Origin of the sequence: Polaromonas sp. UBA4122 (assembly GCA_002381615.1) — a bacterium.
Taxonomy (GTDB): domain Bacteria; phylum Pseudomonadota; class Gammaproteobacteria; order Burkholderiales; family Burkholderiaceae_C; genus Polaromonas.
Genome location: DFWY01000001.1, coordinates 24,310 through 41,246, shown reverse-complemented (window position 1 = coordinate 41,246; position 16,937 = coordinate 24,310). Strand labels below are relative to the sequence as shown.

The following is a 16,937-nucleotide window of genomic DNA, read 5'->3' as shown; positions in this document are numbered from 1 at the left end:
ATGAATTGCTCGCTCGAATGACTGCGCGCTACTTTGACACGCAACGAAACTGAAGCGAAGCGCTTGCTGGTTTGGCGAAGCCAGAGTCTGTCATGTTGAGTGTTACCGTTTCAACCGTCTTGTTGTCCTTTGCGCAGAACGCATTGGCTTCGACATAAACATCAGCTTTTGCACCATCCGCCGGTCCGAAGCCAACCTGTGCGCTTCGTTTGGAGACCATATATGTGCCCTTGTCCATCGGGACGACGCCAGTGGTCGAGCACGCGGTCAGTACGAGAAGAAGAAGCGCGATACGAGGGTTCATTGGTACTCCGATAATGGGCTAACGAATGAAAGGGACTTCCCCGTCCCAGGCGAGCCGCGATCCGTCAGGATTGACCTCTCCATCTTGGCACTCAGTTGCCGTAAACCGCAAGGGTTGGGCGTCATCGCTCAGACGCAGCGCGCTTCAAGCTGCGAACCTCACCCAAGAGCTTGCCGAGGCCGCGTGGCCCAAAGGCCTGCATTCTCTCAATTTCGGCATCCGTGAAGGCCGGTTCTTCGCCGAGCGGATCGCGGACCGTTTCGGGCCAACGGATAAAGCGATACAGAAATGCCACCGACTTCTCGGACAGCGGATCGCGAACTCTGCCGGAGTAGGCGATCATGTGCTCTGGCTTCTCGGCGTAGAACGAACTGGGCAAACCGTCAGGAGGCGACGGGAAGATTAGCTCGTACAAGCGGGTTCTCCAATATTCCTTCTTCTCTCTATATACGAGTAGATGGCTGTTCTCGGTTATGGCCTTCTCAAGCCTCTCAGCCGTGGCGATAAGCCTGGCGGCAGAAAGCCACGAGAGACGCCGATTCGTCGGTTCGCTGGAGTCATCCTTCGGCATCAACGTTTCATACGCCTTCTCGAGCAAGTCTGTTGCGGTTTTCAGAATATCGTCTGAACGGGCACGACGCAAATTGACGAGGAACGCTATGAGCGCTGTCAAGACACCAGCAGCTACGAGCAATGGACCAATATCAAGGACCGATGCTGCCGTGAACGGCATTCCAAGGTGCCTCGTCAGAAGCGCGGCGATCAGCCCAGCGTCAAGCGCCAACAGTGTGACTACGAACCAGAGTGCTGCATTCATGTGAACCTATGACGCCCAACGAATAGCGTTTATCTGCCGCGCTGCGATGTTTGCAAAAAGCGAAGGACTCATACGCGGCAGATAAATCTTGTTGGATTGAATCGCCATCCGGTGTTGGCGAGGGTGATTGCATAGGGGTTTGCAAGCTTATGCCCCGTCTGCTTGATCAAATTATGACCTGACTTTTGGCCCTGGTTCCCGCAGCCCAGACCCAATGCACGCAAATTGACGCCGCCCAAGATGGCGAACTGATGTCGTCACCTGTGCGAGCAGGCCGGGAGTCGCCCCGGCAGGCGAGTTACTTTTCTTTGCTTCGCCAAAGAAACCTAACGAAAAGAAAGGCGACCCGCAGTCTGGGTCCCTGCGCTGCGCTTCGGGCAACTTGCGGTGCTCGGAGGGGACGGAAATTTTAGAAACTTGTCGGCTTCGCCGCCTTCGGACATCTAAAATTTTTATCCGTCCCCTCCTGCGCTCCTCAGCCCAGCCAGGACGGGTTTAGGAGAAAAACCAAATTCGGGTATCAATACAAACAAGTACGCGCCGTTGACGCGTACTTGTTGCGTTTGGCTGTTGGTGTCGCTCTCTTCCCCGCCCCACCCCCCCTTCTGTATGCGCTGAGGAGCGGAGGGTCAGACGGATCAGGGCTCGTGCTTGTTTGAGCCGCAGGCGAGTTTGCACGAGACCCCGGCTGGACCGAGCACCGCAGGGTAGGTTATTGGGGTCAGACACCAATTTCGCTGCATTGCGTCGCAACGCGCCCTTCGGGCGAGCCAAAGGCTCGGCGAATTTGGGCTCTGACCCCAATAACCCGCAGACAGTAGGGTCGCCTTTTCTTTGCTTACTTTCTTTTGGCGAAGCAAAAGCAAAGTGAGTAGCCGCCGGGCTACCCCCGGCCTCGTAGTAAGGGGCAATACCGCCAATTCAGAAACGACCTCAACAAACGTGGCCTGCATCACTTGAAGTGAAAAGCATCACAATCACACCATGACGCTGATCGAACTCAAATACATCGTCGCCGTGGCCCGCGAAAAGCACTTTGGCAGGAGCGCTGCTGTCGATAATGGAAATCCAGTTCGCTGCGGGGGCTAGGCAGGTGCTGCCCTTGCATGAGATGGTCGAGCCCTATACCTCGTGGGCGCAGGCGCGTGTTGCGGTGAATGCGCTGCCCATGAAGCCGAGGCTGGTCAAGGTGGTCAGCTCCCACGTCATGGGTGGTTGCGGCCTTGCCGGCGCCGAGCGGCTGGGCGTGACCCGCCCCGACGGCGTCCACTGGCAAGTGGAAAACCTCTCGATTCATGACGGCTCGCTCTTTCCGACCAGCATTGGAGCCAATCCGCAACTGTCCGTCTACGGCGTGGCCAACTTTCTGGCGCAAGGGCTGGTTAAAAGGCTGGCGGGCCGGGATGCCACACTGGCCTGACCTCCTGCAGGCTTGGCGCTTCGTTCCATGCTGGCACATCTACAAAAACTCATCACCGCGCTGGTGGTCGCTGCGGCCTGTGGGTGGCTGCTCTACTTCGGCAGCAGCGCCCCCATGCTGGCCGTTGCGGGTTTTCTGTTGATTGCGCTGGGCTACTCGGGTTTCCTTGCTATCGAATTCATGCTCCTGAGGGTTGTCAACAAGGGAGATCCAGCGCCGCAGCCGACCTGGAAGGAATTGCTCGGCGCCTGGATGGGTGAAACATATGCAGCGCCGCAGGTGTTTTGCTGGCGCCAACCCTTCCGCGCGAATGCCATCCCGGATCATCTTTCACCGCAGGCCGCAGTTCAGGGGCGCCGCGGCGTGGTGTTTGTGCATGGTTTCTTTTGCAACCGGGGCTTCTGGGCCCCATGGCTGAATCGTTTGCAGGGCAGTGGGCACGCCTTCATCGCCCTCAATCTTGAGCCACTGTTCGGCTCCATTGACAACTACGCGCCGCAAATCGATGACGCGGTTCAGCAGATCACACTCACCACCGGGCTGCCGCCGCTGCTGGTGTGTCACAGCATGGGCGGGCTGGCCGCCAGGGCCTGGCTCAAGCGCATGAAAGCCGAGGCGCGTGTGCACCATGTGGTGACGATAGCAACGCCGCACCGCGGCACCTGGCTGGCGCGCTTTGGCCACGGTCACAACAGCCGCCAGATGCGTTGGCTGTCCGATTGGCAGGCACAACTGGACCATGAAATGCCCGTGGATCGCCACGCGATGTTCACCTGCTGGTATTCCAACTGCGACAACATCGTGTTTCCGACCTCCACCGCGACCTTGCCTGGCGCCGACAACCGGCTGGTTCGTGGCGCGGCCCATGTGCAGCTGGCGTTCCTGCCACCCGTCATGAATGCCACGCTGGCATTGCTGGACGGCACATTGCCTTGAGCGCTGCCGACGGGTCGAACCCAAAGTGTTTCAGCCCTGATAGTGGTCGCGGTGATGACCGTGCACCTTTGCAGCGCCGTGCACGGTGGTATCAATGCTAAATTACCGCGTCATCGGGTAAAACTGTTGCGGCAGAGGGTCGGACTGGTCGCGAAACAGCTTGGGCTCGACGAGGCCTGCGGCAAAAAGAGATAACAGCGCGTCAAATGACGTGGTCCCTCGGCAATGGTGACAATAGCGGTCCGCCGCTTTCTTCTGCAACGCCGGATAGCGTGGATAGCTGCCGTGCGGCCGGTCGTGCCGGTGTCGATAGGGTTTTGAACCCGCAGTGCAGACAGCGTGATGGAACGAGCCGCAGCGGTTGCCGACGGAATAAGAACTTCAAAACTTCAGAAATGGTGAGAGTTTGTTATGCCCTTGATCGTGGTAATTGATGATGACGCAGGCACCCGCATGCTGGTCGGTCAGGTGCTCAAAAAAGAAGGCCATGAGGTCATGGTCGCAGAAGACGGCGCCAAAGGCCTGGCGCTTGTTCGTCAACACAAGCCCGACCTGGTGGTCAGCGACGTTCAGATGCCGCTGCTTGATGGTTTTGAGGTGCTGGACCGGGTGCGTAACGATGAGGCCCTGGCGACCACGCCCGTGATTTTGCTGACATCGCTGCAAGACCGCAGCCATATGCGCCAGGGCATGACCACCGGTGCTGATGACTATTTGACCAAACCCTTTGCCCCGCAGGAGCTGCGTGAGGCCGTCAGTGCGCAGCTCAACAAGCGCATCCGCGCAGACGCCATGCGGGTACAGGTGGTGGACAAAGCCGTGCAGCTCGCATTGGAGGATCAACGCCAAAAAGTCGGCGATCTCTACGAAATGCGCATGGCCCGGTCGCTGAGCGAGCAGTGGCCTGACAGCGGCCCGGTGCAGGACAACGAAAAGTTCACCAGCGCGACGGTGCTGTTTGCCGACATGCGCGACTATGGGCTGTGGACGCAACACCTGACCAGCGCCGAACTCAGCGACATCGTGCAGCAGTTCTACAGCAGTGTGGGCGATACCGTGTATCTGTTTGGCGCGCACACCATGCAGTTTGTGGGCGACGGCATGCTGTGTGTGTTTGTGGACGCCAGCGATACCCTTTCAGTCAACCACGGTCTGCGCGCGGTACGTGCCGCACTGGGGCTGGCCGATGCCACCAAACGCATTGATGCCTATGTGCGGCAACGCTTTGCTGAGCGCGGCTTGCCCAGATTCTCCATGGGCGTGGCATTGCACAGCGGCCCGGTGGCCTTTGCCAGTCTGGATGGCCTGATAGGCCGCGCCGGCCAAACCACGCCCGTGGGCGAGACCGTCGCCGTCGCCTTGAAGCTGTTCCAGGGCCAGCCCCCACTGGACTGGACCATCGCCGCCAGCGTGCAGGCCGTGCGCTTGGTGACGGGCGCGGTGCGCACGGGCCGACGCGCCCTGGTGCAGGTGGCGGGGCGTAACCAGCCGATGGATACGGTAGAAATTGTGGGGCTGGCATGATGCTGCGCTGGGTAATGCCTGCGATAAGGCGACTTCACCGGCGTGCATGGTCGCTGCGCGTTGTGCTGGTGACCAGTCTGCTGCTGTTCTCCATTGTTCCTGCCGCCACGGTGGCTTGGCTTTTGTACCGCAGCAATCTGCAAAGCGTGGAAACACTGTCCGACAAAATTGTCGACGACCTGGTCAAGCGCGTGCAGAGCAGCACGGAAGAGCACCTCTCGCAGGCGCATACCGTGCTCAACGGGCTGACCGAGGAGCAAACGACTGAGTCGGGCGTGGCGCGGGCACGCCAGCTCATGCAAGAGCCGGCGCTGTTTGAGCAAACCGCGTTTGCCATGACACGCATGACGCCCAGCGTGCCGCATATGGTTCTGGCAAGCTATCGGGGCGAGTATTTGGGGGTGGAGACCGTCTCTGAAAACGCCAACAGCCTCATGCGCGTGGGACTGCGCCAACAAGGCGACGCGGGTCGGCGTTATTTTTCAGCCGGCTACCCGGGCGACCGCAGCAAAATAGAGGCGACCGAGGCGCAAAATTATGAGCCCCGCAACCGACCCTGGTACCAGGCGGCCATGGAACACAAAGGGCGTGTCTTCACGCCCGTGGTTCCGTCAGCGGCACAAAACCAATTGCTGCTCACGCTGGCGCAGCCCGTTTACGGCGCAGATGGCGGCGCTTTGGGCGTGTTCGCGGTGGATTTGCACCTGAAGCGTCTGAGCGAGTTGTTGCAGACCATGATACTCAGCGCACACGGCACCGCCATTTTGGTCGATGAGCAGGGGTTGTTGGTGGCCAGCTCGACCAGCGATCCACTTTTTTCCGATATTGACGGCAAGCTGGAGCGCCGCAGGCCCCTGCAAAGCCGTAACGCTATTATTCGCAGCGCCTACAACGAGGCCGCGTCAAGCATCGGCAAAACACGGGAGTCCAGCGTGCAGCGGGTGGCTTTTTTGCGCCGGGTGGCCATGGGCGACGACACGCTGGTGGTGGCGCTCCAGCCTTTCGGCGAAAACCTGGGCTTGCGCTGGAGCCTTGTGGTTGCCGCCCCGGAGAGTGACTTTACGGCCACCACTCAAGCCGCCTTGCGAAAGACCTGGGCCGCTATGGGCCTGGCCTTGCTGCTCGGAGCTCTGCTGGCTACCTGGCTGGCCTACCGGCTGAGCCGTCGCTTCAAGCACTTGAGCGCCGCCGCCGCGCAACTGGCGCGCGTCGAGGTGCCGCCGCTGGAGCAAGACGCCCGTATTGCCGAAGTTCGCCAGCTTTCGCAAGCCATGCACGACAGCGCTGAAGAAATTGTGCGCAACCGCGCGGCCATTGATGCGCAGACCATTGCCCTGCGTGAAGCCAACGAAACACTGGAAGCGCGGGTCGCCAGCCGCACGGCCGAGCTGGCCGCTTCGCGTGAAGAGGCGCTGGGGGCAGCGCGCGCCAAGGCAGCGTTTCTGGCCACCATGAGCCACGAAATCCGCACCCCGCTCAACGGCGTGGTGGGCATGACCACACTGCTGGCCGACACGCCGCTCGACCCGGAGCAGCGCGACTATGTGCACACCATGCGCGTCTCAAGCGACCAGCTGCTGGGTGTGATCAACGACATCCTGGATTTTTCCAAGATCGAATCGGGCAAGCTCGCCCTCGAAGACGAGCCGCTGAACCTGCTGGCCACAATTGAGGAGGCCTGCGATATTGGCGCACCGCGTGCGCGCGAGAAAGGCCTGGAGCTGCTGGTGGACTTGGGCGACGAGCTGCCCATCTGGGTGCGCGGTGATGTGACGCGCCTGCGCCAGGTGCTGCTCAATTTTGTCAATAATGCCGTCAAGTTCACTGAACAAGGCACCGTCATTGTGTCGGCCCATGTACTGGAGGACTTTACGCCGCAGCAGGGGGCGCTGATTGAGTTCCGCGTCAAGGACTCCGGTATTGGCATACCCCAAGACCGGCAAGCCGCGCTGTTCCAGTCGTTCACCCAGGTGGACGCCGGCACCACCCGCAAATACGGCGGCACCGGGCTGGGCCTGGCCATCAGCAAGCGTCTGGCCACGCTGATGGGCGGCAGTGTGGGGCTGGAATCCGGCCCGGGCGAGGGCTCCACGTTCTGGTTCACCGCGCGGCTGGGCCATATGGATGCGCCAGAGGTCTCGCAGCTGGCTTCTTTATACCTGGTCAGTTTGTCCGGCAAGCAGGTCGCGGTGGTGGACGACACCCCCGTCAATTTGAGCATTCTCGACAAGCAGCTCAGGCGCTGGGGCATGCACCCCACCCTGTTTGAGCGCGCCGCCGAGGCACTGGCGTGGTTGCAAAGCCATCCTGTGGATGTGGTCGTGACCGACATGCACATGCCCGAGATGGACGGCCAGACCTTGGCGCAGACGCTGCGCGAGCGCAGCCCGGAGACGCCTATCGTGCTGCTGACATCGGGCACCATGCCGACCGGCGAGCCCGCCCGGGTGTTTGATGCGCGTCTGCTCAAGCCCTATCGCCAGTCACAGCTTTTTGAGGCCATAGCGCGCGTCACCTCTGCGCAGCAGGCTATTAAAACAGTAGCGAAAGTCGAGCGGCCGGAGGCTAAAAATCAATTCATTCTGGTGGCCGACGACAACGCGGTCAACCTGAAGGTAGCGCTGGCCATGCTGACCAAGCTGGGCTACGAGGCCGCCACCTGCATCAACGGGCGCGAAGCGGTGGACCTGGTGGCCGCATCGCTGCGCAGCGGCACGGGCGCCACTACCCGCGAAGGACCGCGCCAGTATGCCGCCGTGCTGATGGATGCCAACATGCCGGTGATGGACGGCTTTGCCGCCTCGCGCCAGATCATCAGCACCCATGGCACCGCAGCGCCCCCTGTCATCGCGCTGACCGCCTCGGTATTTGAAGAGGACCGCCAGCGCTGTCTGGAGGCCGGGATGGTGGGCTTTTTACCCAAGCCACTGCATATTGATGAATTGTCAGAGGCGCTGGCGCGCTACGCCAGAAAACCGGGCAGTGAAAACGCCATCAAAATAATAGCTGGTAACGGAGTGTCCACGGGGGAGAAACCGCAAATTGGCACTGAAGCATCGCTGGCGCGAATGGACAGGAGTCGCCTGGAGCAGTTCAAGGCATTTGACGACGACGAACGCGCCATGACGCGCGAAGTGAAGACGCTGTTTGCCAGTGATGCGCCCAACCGTATGGACGATATCCGCGCTGCGCTGGCGCGCTACGCCAGACTGCCTGGCAGTGAAAATGCTATCAAAGTAATAGCTGGTTACGCAGTGCTAACGGGGGGAAATAAGAAAAATAGCGCTGAAGCATCGCTGGTGCTGATGGACTGGAATCGCCTGGAGCAGTTCAAGGAGTTTGACGACGACGAACGCAGCATGACGCGCGAGGTGATTGCGCTGTTTGCCAGCGATGCGCCCCACCGCATGGACGACATCCGCGCTGCACTGGCGACTTTTGACAGCGGAGCGCTCTCGCGCGCCGCGCATGCACTCAAGGGCGCGGCCTCCAACGTCGGGGCGCAAGCGCTGAGTGACGCCTGCTTCACCCTGGAGCAGTCCTGCCTGCAAGGCCAGTGGCCCGCGGATGCCGCGCCGCAGGTGACCCTGGTTGCCGAGCTGACCGACCAGACTTGCCGCGCGCTTCACGATTGGGCGGTCTAAGCGAATTAAGCGGGGCAGGAGGCGTGGGTGGCGTTCCTGTGGCGTTTACCGGCCCGCCGCGCGCATGGTCGCCACATGGTGGGCGCTCAGACTGGCCCTGCACCGCGGGAGTGACGGCCATTTAGTGCTGCCTTGGGGCGTTGAAATTGCCGATGGCGCAATAGACCTGCAAAATAGAGCCCATGGAAACACTTGACAAGCTCGACCGGCAGATTTTGCGCAGCCTGCAGCTTGAGGGCCGCTCCACCTACGAGCAACTGGCCGAGCAGATCGGTCTGTCGCCCAGCGCGGTGCTGCGGCGCGTGAAAAGGCTGGAGGAAAGCGGCGTGATTGACCGTTATGTCGCCCTGGTCAAGCCAGAGGCGGTCGGGCTGGGGCTCACCGCCTACATCAATGTCCGGCTGGAAAAGAACACCGAAAGTCACAAACGCAACCCCATGGATTTGTTTCGCGCCAGTGTGCAGACTTGGCCTGAGGTGGCTGAGTGCGCGGCTTTAACCGGCGAGATGGACTACCTGCTGCGGGTGGTGGTGCAGGACATGGCGCATTACCGCCGCTTCATCATGGACACCCTGCTCAAGCACCCGAGCGTGCAGGATTGCAAAACCAGTTTTGTGCTGGATCGGGTCAAGGCGACGACGGCGGTGCCTCTGTGAATGACTCCCCATGCAGCCCAGTTTCGGGCTGCTTGAGTCGTGAACAGCTAAAAATGACCCGCCCAGATGTTGCTGCACCGCAACAATTTACCTGAAAATATTCCATATGCTCTTTAAATAAGAGCGCGGTATTCCCGTATTTATTGGGCTTCAGGCTACTTTGTTAAATTTTTGACAAACCTCTCTATTCAAGCCATTTCCAGAAGTTCAGGTGGGAATTCTAGGTGAAAACCCTTATATTGGAGTCATGGTTACACCCGGCACACTATTAATAGCATCCTTCAACGCGGGCAGGGAGTTCCTTCGCGCGCCCACGGAGGACTACGCGCAGCGCGGCCCCGCAATGCCTTACGTCACACCCGTCTTGGTGCCCATCCGCTCCATCGGCCCCAGGCACGGCGAGCGCATCGCCAGGCACCTGCTGGCGCTCGATGAGAATGACCGTTATCTGCGCTTTGGCTATGCGGCCAACGACGAGCAGATTCGCCGTTATGTGGACGGGCTCAATTTTGAGCGTGACGAGATTTTCGGCATCTACAACCGCAAGCTTGAGTTGATTGCGATGGCGCACTTGGCGTTTTCAACCGACCCTGAACTCAAGAGCTGCGCCGAATTTGGCGTCTCGGTGCTGGCCAAAGCGCGCGGCCGGGGCTATGGCACACGCCTGTATGACCGCGCTGTGACGCATGCCCGTAACGACGGCGTCGACATGATGTTCATCCATGCGCTGAGCGAAAACACCGCCATGCTCAAGATTGCCCGCAAAGCCGGTGCCAGGATTGAGCGCGACGGCTCCGAGAGCGAGGCCTACCTCAAGCTGCCACCGGCAGACCTGGATTCGCGCATGACCGAAATGGTCGAAGAGCAGCTCGCCCAGACCGACTACCGCCTCAAAGTCCAGGCCAAGAAATTCTGGGACTTTTTGACCGCCCTGCAGAAAGCGCGCCATGGCGTGCGCGAATAACATAGCCCCCACGTTCGCCCACTGCGTGGTGCTCCCTGCCCCCCGAGGGGGCTGAACTTGCTTGGGGCGGCCCGGCGGAAAATTGCTTGGGTCGCCTCCCGGTTGGCCGGGTTCTGGGAAATTACGTTATCCTAGTCGGCTTACTCACTACCGACCGCACCCGTGTCCGACGTTCCTCCCAGTCGATCTTCCAAGGCAGAAGACAAACGCGGCTTTTTGCAAAAGCTCGCTGAAATGCTCCACCCCGGTCCCGACTCCAAAGACGAGTTGATTGAAACCCTGGTGGACGCCCAGGACAACGACGTCATTGGCGCCCAGAGCCGCGAAATGCTCGAGGGTGTGATCCGCATGGCCGACATGACGGCCGGTGACGTGATGGTGGCCGCCCCGCGCATGGATGAGATCAACATCGATGCGCCGTTTGACGAGCTGCTGCATCTGGTGATCGACACCGCCCACTCGCGCTTCCCGGTTTACGAAGGCAAAAAGGAAAACATACTGGGCATCCTGATGGCCAAGGATTTGCTCAAGCTGCAGCGCGCACCCGAGCTCAACATCAGGGCCCTGCTGCGTCCCGCTGTGTTTGTGCCCGAAAGCAAGGGGCTCAATGAGTTGCTGCGCGACTTCCGCGACAACCACAGTCATCTGGCTATCGTTATCGACGAGTTCGGCCGCGTGGCGGGCCTCGTGACCATTGAAGACGTGCTCGAACAGATCGTCGGCGAAATTGAAGACGAGTTCGACATCGCCGAGGACGAAGGCGACATCTTCGGCCTGACCGACCACACCTACCGGGTCAGCGGCGATACCTCCATCGAGCGCGTCAACGGCGCGTTTTCCGTGACGCTGCCCGAAACCGACTTTGAAACCATAGGTGGCCTGGTGGCCCACGAGATGGGCCATGTGCCCAAGCGCGGCGAACACTACGCGCTGGCCGGCCTGCAGTTCACCGTGCTGCACACCAAAGGCGGTGCCGTGCGCTGGTTCAAGGTCTCGCCTGTCGCGACCAGCGACTGAACCGTCATGAAAGAGGGGGAGCAGATGATCCACAGCATGGTGTCTTCGATGCTCACCCTGCCGGCCTTGCTGGAGCGTGCCGGTCACCCGCGGCGCAATCGCCTCTCGCTGCTTCAGATAGCTATTGTTTTTATAGCTGGTGGCGCCCATGCTGCCAGCATGGCATGGCCTTTTCCCTTTGGTTCCGGGCTGGGTATGGTGCAGGGTCAGCCTGTGTGGTGGTTGCAGGTACTGGCGCTGGTTTTGCTGGTCGCGCAACTCGACGGGTGTCGGTCCTGGAAGCGCGCCGCCTGGCTGGGTGGGCTGTTTGCCACGGCGATGCTGTGTGCCACCTTCTGGTGGCTGTATATTTCCATGCATGTCTACGGCGGCCTGGCCGCGCCGCTCACGGTACTGGCCATCGTCTTGCTCGCGGCCTTTCTGGCGCTGTACTACGCCGCTGCAAGTGGCCTGTTTGTGGTGCTGGCCCCCGTCCAGCGGGCGCCGCGTGTACTTGTTTTTGCGGCGCTCTGGCTGCTGGCCGAGCTGGCCCGGGTCAAGCTGTTCACCGGTTTTCCCTGGGGCGAGGGCGGCTACGCCCATGTGGACGGCTGGGCCAGGCCGCTGGCGGCATGGGTGGGCGTGCATGGGCTGAGCTTTGTGGCGGCGCTGGTCGCCGCCTGGCTGGCCATGTCCTTGCGACCGCCCAGGACGCGCTGGCTGACGGTGCTGAGCCTTGTCCTGTTGAGTGTGGCGGTGGCCTGGCTGCCGGTGCTGAACACCGTTCACATCGAAGACACTCCGGCACCGTCCGAGGCCCTGTCGGTCACCCTGCTGCAAGGCAACATTCCCCAAGACGAAAAATTCCAGAGTGGCACGGGTGTGGCTACGGCGCTGCGCTGGTATGGTGAACAACTGCGTGACGCTAAAACCCAGTTGGTGGTCGCGCCCGAAACCGCCATTCCCCTGCTGCCGCAGCAATTGCCCAAGGACTACTGGCAGGCGCTGCAGTCCCGCTTTGCCACCGGGCAGCAGGCCGCACTGATTGGCCTGCCGCTGGGCAGTTTCCAGGCGGGTTACACCAACTCGGTGATCGGTTTAAAACCCAATGAGCCCAACCTGCTTGAGCCGCCCAGACCCTACGGCTATGACAAAAATCATCTGGTGCCGTTTGGCGAGTTCATTCCGACTGGTTTCAGATGGTTTACCGAGCGGATGCAGATACCGCTGGGAGACTTCAACCGCGGCGCGGTGGGGCAAGCGTCATTTGACTGGAAGGGCCAGCGGCTGGCGCCCAACATCTGCTACGAAGACCTGTTTGGCGAAGAACTGGGTGCCCGCTTTACGGATGCAGCGCTGGCGCCAACGATCTTTGTCAACCTCAGCAACATTGCCTGGTTTGGCAACACCATCGCGATTGACCAGCATCTGCAGATCTCGCGCATGCGGGCGCTGGAATTTGACCGACCCATGATTCGCGCCACCAACACAGGCGCCACCGTCATCATTGACCACCGCGGCCAGGTGACGCACTCCTTGCCGCGCTACACGCGCGGTGCGCTGGTCGGTGAGGTAGAGGGCCGCAGCGGCATCACGCCCTACGCCTGGTGGGTGTCGCGCTATGGGCTGTGGCCGCTATGGGCGCTGGGCCTGGCCGTGGCGGGGCTGGCGCTGGTTTTTCGGCGCCGCTAAAGAGCCTGGGCCTGCAGTTATCGCCGCGTAAAATGAATGCTTAGCGATGTCGCCCGAGGTGTCGCTGCCCCCCGGCGCTGAAACCCCGCAAATCAGCATTGCGCTTTTGTTACAACCCATTCCTATGCTTACTTTCCAGCAAATTATCCTGAAGCTGCAGTCCTATTGGGCCGAGCAAGGCTGCGCCCTGCTGCAGCCCTATGACATGGAAGTCGGTGCCGGTACATCGCACACTGCTACGTTTTTAAGAGCGCTCGGCCCCGAGCCCTGGAAGGCCGCCTACGTGCAGCCGAGCCGCCGCCCGAAAGACGGCCGCTATGGCGAGAACCCCAACCGGCTGCAGCACTACTACCAGTACCAGGTCGTGCTCAAGCCGGCACCGGCCAATATTCTGGAGCTCTACCTCGGCTCGCTCGAAGCGCTGGGTTTTGATCTGAAGAAAAACGACATCCGCTTTGTCGAGGACGACTGGGAGAATCCCACCCTCGGCGCCTGGGGGCTGGGCTGGGAAGTCTGGCTCAACGGCATGGAAGTGACGCAGTTCACCTATTTCCAGCAGGTTGGCGGCATCGACTGCAAGCCTGCCACCGGCGAAATCACCTACGGCCTGGAGCGCCTGGCCATGTATCTGCAGGGCGTGGACAACGTCTACAACCTGACGTGGACCGAAGGCCTGAGCTATGGCGACGTCTATCTGCAAAATGAAAAAGAGCAATCAAGTTACAACTTTGAGCACAGCGACGCCGACTTCCTGTTCACGGCTTTCACCGCGCATGAAAAGCAGGCCAGCCACCTGATTGAGCAGCAGCTCGCGCTGCCGGCTTACGAGCAGGTGCTGAAAGCCGCGCACAGCTTCAATTTGCTGGACGCGCGCGGCGCCATCAGCGTGACCGAGCGCGCCGCCTACATTGGCCGCATCCGCAACCTGGCGCGTGCCGTGGCACAAAGCTATTACGAGAGTCGCGAGCGCCTGGGCTTTCCCCTGGCGCCACGCGAGTGGGTCGAGCAAATGACGAAGATCACGAAGAAGGGCGCCTGAACATGACGACGAAAAACCTTCTGGTTGAACTGTTTGTGGAAGAGCTGCCGCCCAAGGCGCTCAAGAAGCTCGGCGACGCGTTCGCCGGTGTGCTGGCCGAGCAGCTCAAGGCCCAGGGCCTGGCCACCGCCGAATCGGTGGTGACGGCCTATGCCTCGCCGCGCCGCCTGGCCGCGCACATCAGCCACGTCTGGCTCAAGGCCGCCGACAAGGCCGTGCAGCAAAAGCTCATGCCGGTGTCCGTGGGGCTAGACGCTTCGGGCAAGGCCACGCCTGCACTGATCAAGAAGCTGCAGGCGCTGGGCGCCGACGTATCCGACCCGGCAGCCGCCGTGGCCGCGCTCAAGCGTGCGCCCGATGGCAAGGCTGAAGCGCTGTTCTACGACAGCCTGGCCACGGGTGCCACGCTCGACACCGGGCTGCAAAAGGCGCTGGAAGAAGCCATTGCCAAGCTGCCCATCCCCAAGGTCATGAGCTACCAGCTTGAGACCGATTGCGCGCTGCCCGGCTGGAGCAGCGTGAACTTCGTGCGCCCCGCGCACGGCCTGGTGGCGCTGCACGGCAGCACCGTGGTGCCAGTCAAAGTGCTGGGGCTCACGGCCGGGAACACGACACAAGGTCACCGTTTTGAAGCGAAGGTTTCGCCCGTGGTGATTGCGGATGCCGACAGCTATGCCGCCACGCTCATGCGGGATGGCGCGGTGATTGCCGGGTTCGACCAGCGCCGCGTCGAGATCGTTTTGCAACTAGCCCGGGCCGCCGAGAAGCTTGGGCCAAGTTATCAGGTGTTGATGGACGAAGACCTGCTGAGTGAAGTGACTGGCCTGGTCGAACGCCCGAACGTGCTGGTCTGCGAGTTCGAGGCGCAGTTCCTCGACGTGCCGCAGGAATGCCTCATCCTCACGATGAAGGCCAACCAGAAATATTTCCCGCTGCTGGATGCGGCGGGAAAGCTCTCCAACAAGTTCCTCGTGGTCAGCAACATCAGCCCTGCCGATGCCAGCGCGGTGATTGGCGGCAACGAACGCGTGGTGCGCCCACGCCTGGCTGATGCCAAGTTTTTCTTCGACCAGGATCGGAAGAAGACGCTGGCATCGCGCGTGGACGGCCTGGATAAAGTGGTTTATCACAACAAGCTGGGTACCCAGGGCGAGCGCGTGGAGCGTGTGCGTGCCATTGCCATTGCCATCGGCCAGCAATTGGGTGGCGACACGCTCGCCAAGGCGGCCGATACGGCGGCGCGTCTGGCCAAGGCCGACTTGCTGACCGACATGGTGGGCGAGTTCCCGGAGCTCCAAGGCATCATGGGCGGCTATTACGCCCGTCACGACGGTTTAGGTGAAGACCGAGCCGTCGCCATTGAAGACCACTACAAGCCACGCTTTGCCGGCGATGAGCTGCCGCGCAACACGACCGGCTTGGTGGTCGCGCTGGCCGACAAGTTGGAAACGTTGGTCGGCATGTTCGGCATCGGCAATTTGCCTACTGGCGACAAGGATCCGTTCGCGTTGCGCCGCCATGCGCTGGGCGTCATTCGAATGTTGACCGAAAAGGACCTGCCGCTCAACCTTGAGCAGCTATTGACCATTGCGTTTGATGTGTTGAATGACGAGCAGATACAGCGAAACTATTGGGATCGTCAGCAGGACAAGGAGATTGCAGAGAAACAGCGAGCAGGCGGGATTTCTGTCCACGCATCTGGGTTCTTGCGACGTGTTTTCGACGATGCAACGGTCGTGAATTTATCTGGTTTCATCTACGACCGCCTCGCTGGCAGCCTGCGCGAGCAGGGCTACAGCGCCCAGGAAGTCGACGCCGTGCTGGCCTTGCGTCCGCAGCGTTTGGGTGATGTCACCAAGCGCCTGGCCGCCGTGCGCGTTTTCGCAGCGCTGCCCGAAGCACCGGCACTGGCCGCCGCCAACAAACGCATCGCCAACATCCTCAAGAAAGCGCAGGATGTCGACCCCCATGTCAGCGAAGTGCTGCTCCAGGAGCCCGCTGAAATCGCCTTGTATGCCGCGATGAAAGAACTCGCCCCGAAGGCTGACGCGCAGTTCGACGCTGGTGACTACACCGCCTCGCTGCAAACCCTGGCGGCCTTGCGCGCACCGGTCGATGCCTTCTTCGATGGCGTCATGGTCAATGCCGAAGAGCTGGATTTGCGCCTGAACCGCCAGGGGCTGCTGAAAAGCCTGCACCACGCGATGAACCGCGTGGCCGACCTGTCGCGTCTGGCGGCCTGAGCTGCCAGCGCAGCCACGTCGCCTTCGGCCCGCTTACCTTGAACTCCCCATGACCAGCCCGGCCGTCCGCATCGCCCCGCCGACCGGCTTGCTGGCCTGTTGGACATCGCTGCAGACGGCTTGGCTGCTGTTTGCGCCGCCCGCCGTCCTGGTGGGCCTGCGCTGGGTGCTCGAACGGCTGAATGATCGCCAGCCCGGAACGCCAGCCCTGCCGCTGTTGCCGGTATCCACACCGGATGGCCCGCTGGACCTGCTCTGGCCTGTGGCCGCGGCGCTGGTGCTGCTGGTCCTGTCTGGCCTGCTGCTGCGCCGTCTGGGCTGGCGCCGCGCCATGCCCTTGGTCGGCGTGGTCTGGGTGCTGCTCTGGCTGGCCGGCAGTGCTGCGCTGCTGCAGCGGCACCTGAATGAGCGGGGTTTGTTTCTGCACGCCGCCGCAGCGCCGGGGGCAGTGTCAAATCCGGCGTCTGTCACGGCGCGGGTGCTGGCCAGCCAGTTCAAGCCGCCCAGTCTGCGTGGCGTGGGTGGCACCGAGCTGGTCCTGCAGGTGCCTGGTCTGGACGCGCCGCACCGTCTGCTGATCGACGATCCGCAGGCCGCGCAAATCAGGCCCGGCGACACGCTGGCGCTGCAGTTTTCGCGTGGCCGTTTTTCCGGCCAGTTTGTTACCGACTGGCAGGTGGTATCGGCCAACGTGTCTGCCCC

12 protein-coding genes and 1 pseudogene are annotated in these 16,937 nt (G+C 61.4%); 11 read left to right on the top strand and 2 right to left on the bottom strand.

The features are described from left to right. Nucleotides 1-28: 28 nt before the first annotated feature. Complete coding sequence (locus tag B3F77_RS00165; protein WP_293603000.1) at nt 29-304, bottom strand: hypothetical protein; 276 nt, start codon at nt 302-304, stop codon at nt 29-31. A gap of 121 nt (nt 305-425) precedes the next feature. Further along, on the bottom strand, nt 426-1,121 hold the full coding sequence (locus B3F77_RS00160; protein ID WP_293602999.1) for a hypothetical protein: 696 nt from the start codon (nt 1,119-1,121) through the stop codon (nt 426-428). A gap of 1,045 nt (nt 1,122-2,166) precedes the next feature. Between B3F77_RS00160 and B3F77_RS00155 the strand changes: the two are divergent. The 11 genes and pseudogenes from B3F77_RS00155 to B3F77_RS00105 all read left to right on the top strand — a co-directional run. After that, nucleotides 2,167-2,541: pseudogene (locus B3F77_RS00155) on the top strand (GMC oxidoreductase); the annotation flags it as partial. A 27-nt stretch (nt 2,542-2,568) separates the two neighbouring features. Then, nucleotides 2,569-3,477 carry an esterase/lipase family protein gene (locus tag B3F77_RS00150; RefSeq protein WP_293602998.1) on the top strand — a complete coding sequence of 303 codons (909 nt, stop codon included), beginning with the start codon at nt 2,569-2,571 and terminating at the stop codon, nt 3,475-3,477. A gap of 411 nt (nt 3,478-3,888) precedes the next feature. Continuing rightward, nucleotides 3,889-5,001 (top strand): response regulator, encoded by a 1,113-nt coding sequence (locus B3F77_RS00145; protein ID WP_293602997.1) that lies wholly within the window; start codon nt 3,889-3,891, stop codon nt 4,999-5,001. Beyond that, a complete protein-coding gene (locus B3F77_RS00140; RefSeq protein ID WP_293602996.1) occupies nt 5,001-8,645 on the top strand; it encodes a response regulator in 3,645 nt (1,214 codons plus the stop codon). Before B3F77_RS00145 ends, B3F77_RS00140 begins: the two co-directional genes overlap by 1 nt. 182 nt (nt 8,646-8,827) lie before the next feature. Then, nucleotides 8,828-9,301 (top strand): Lrp/AsnC family transcriptional regulator, encoded by a 474-nt coding sequence (locus B3F77_RS00135; RefSeq protein ID WP_293602995.1) that lies wholly within the window; start codon nt 8,828-8,830, stop codon nt 9,299-9,301. 247 nt (nt 9,302-9,548) lie between these two features. Beyond that, nucleotides 9,549-10,265: a GNAT family N-acetyltransferase gene (locus B3F77_RS00130; RefSeq protein WP_293602994.1), complete on the top strand. Its 717-nt coding sequence runs from the start codon at nt 9,549-9,551 to the stop codon at nt 10,263-10,265. A gap of 162 nt (nt 10,266-10,427) precedes the next feature. Continuing rightward, nucleotides 10,428-11,282 (top strand): HlyC/CorC family transporter, encoded by an 855-nt coding sequence (locus B3F77_RS00125; RefSeq protein WP_293602993.1) that lies wholly within the window; start codon nt 10,428-10,430, stop codon nt 11,280-11,282. A gap of 6 nt (nt 11,283-11,288) precedes the next feature. Next, nucleotides 11,289-12,953 carry an apolipoprotein N-acyltransferase gene (gene lnt / locus B3F77_RS00120; protein ID WP_414702928.1) on the top strand — a complete coding sequence of 555 codons (1,665 nt, stop codon included), beginning with the start codon at nt 11,289-11,291 and terminating at the stop codon, nt 12,951-12,953. A 124-nt stretch (nt 12,954-13,077) separates the two neighbouring features. Beyond that, nucleotides 13,078-13,992 (top strand): glycine--tRNA ligase subunit alpha, encoded by a 915-nt coding sequence (gene glyQ, locus B3F77_RS00115; RefSeq protein ID WP_293602992.1) that lies wholly within the window; start codon nt 13,078-13,080, stop codon nt 13,990-13,992. 2 nt (nt 13,993-13,994) lie between these two features. After that, nucleotides 13,995-16,235: a glycine--tRNA ligase subunit beta gene (glyS, locus tag B3F77_RS00110; RefSeq protein WP_293602991.1), complete on the top strand. Its 2,241-nt coding sequence runs from the start codon at nt 13,995-13,997 to the stop codon at nt 16,233-16,235. A 49-nt stretch (nt 16,236-16,284) separates the two neighbouring features. Beyond that, the coding region (locus B3F77_RS00105; RefSeq protein ID WP_293602990.1) for a hypothetical protein at nt 16,285-16,937 on the top strand (653 nt) is incomplete at its 3' end.

What these genes read in the sequence shown, in the direction of transcription:
- B3F77_RS00165 (WP_293603000.1), bottom strand. Translation starts at nt 304, where the DNA reads ATGAACCCTCGTATCGCGCTTCTTCTTCTCGTACTGACCGCGTGCTCG.
- B3F77_RS00160 (WP_293602999.1), bottom strand. Translation starts at nt 1,121, where the DNA reads ATGAATGCAGCACTCTGGTTCGTAGTCACACTGTTGGCGCTTGACGCT.
- B3F77_RS00150 (WP_293602998.1), top strand. Translation starts at nt 2,569, where the DNA reads ATGCTGGCACATCTACAAAAACTCATCACCGCGCTGGTGGTCGCTGCG.
- B3F77_RS00145 (WP_293602997.1), top strand. Translation starts at nt 3,889, where the DNA reads ATGCCCTTGATCGTGGTAATTGATGATGACGCAGGCACCCGCATGCTG.
- B3F77_RS00140 (WP_293602996.1), top strand. Translation starts at nt 5,001, where the DNA reads ATGCTGCGCTGGGTAATGCCTGCGATAAGGCGACTTCACCGGCGTGCA.
- B3F77_RS00135 (WP_293602995.1), top strand. Translation starts at nt 8,828, where the DNA reads ATGGAAACACTTGACAAGCTCGACCGGCAGATTTTGCGCAGCCTGCAG.
- B3F77_RS00130 (WP_293602994.1), top strand. Translation starts at nt 9,549, where the DNA reads ATGGTTACACCCGGCACACTATTAATAGCATCCTTCAACGCGGGCAGG.
- lnt (WP_414702928.1), top strand. Translation starts at nt 11,289, where the DNA reads ATGAAAGAGGGGGAGCAGATGATCCACAGCATGGTGTCTTCGATGCTC.
- glyQ (WP_293602992.1), top strand. Translation starts at nt 13,078, where the DNA reads ATGCTTACTTTCCAGCAAATTATCCTGAAGCTGCAGTCCTATTGGGCC.
- glyS (WP_293602991.1), top strand. Translation starts at nt 13,995, where the DNA reads ATGACGACGAAAAACCTTCTGGTTGAACTGTTTGTGGAAGAGCTGCCG.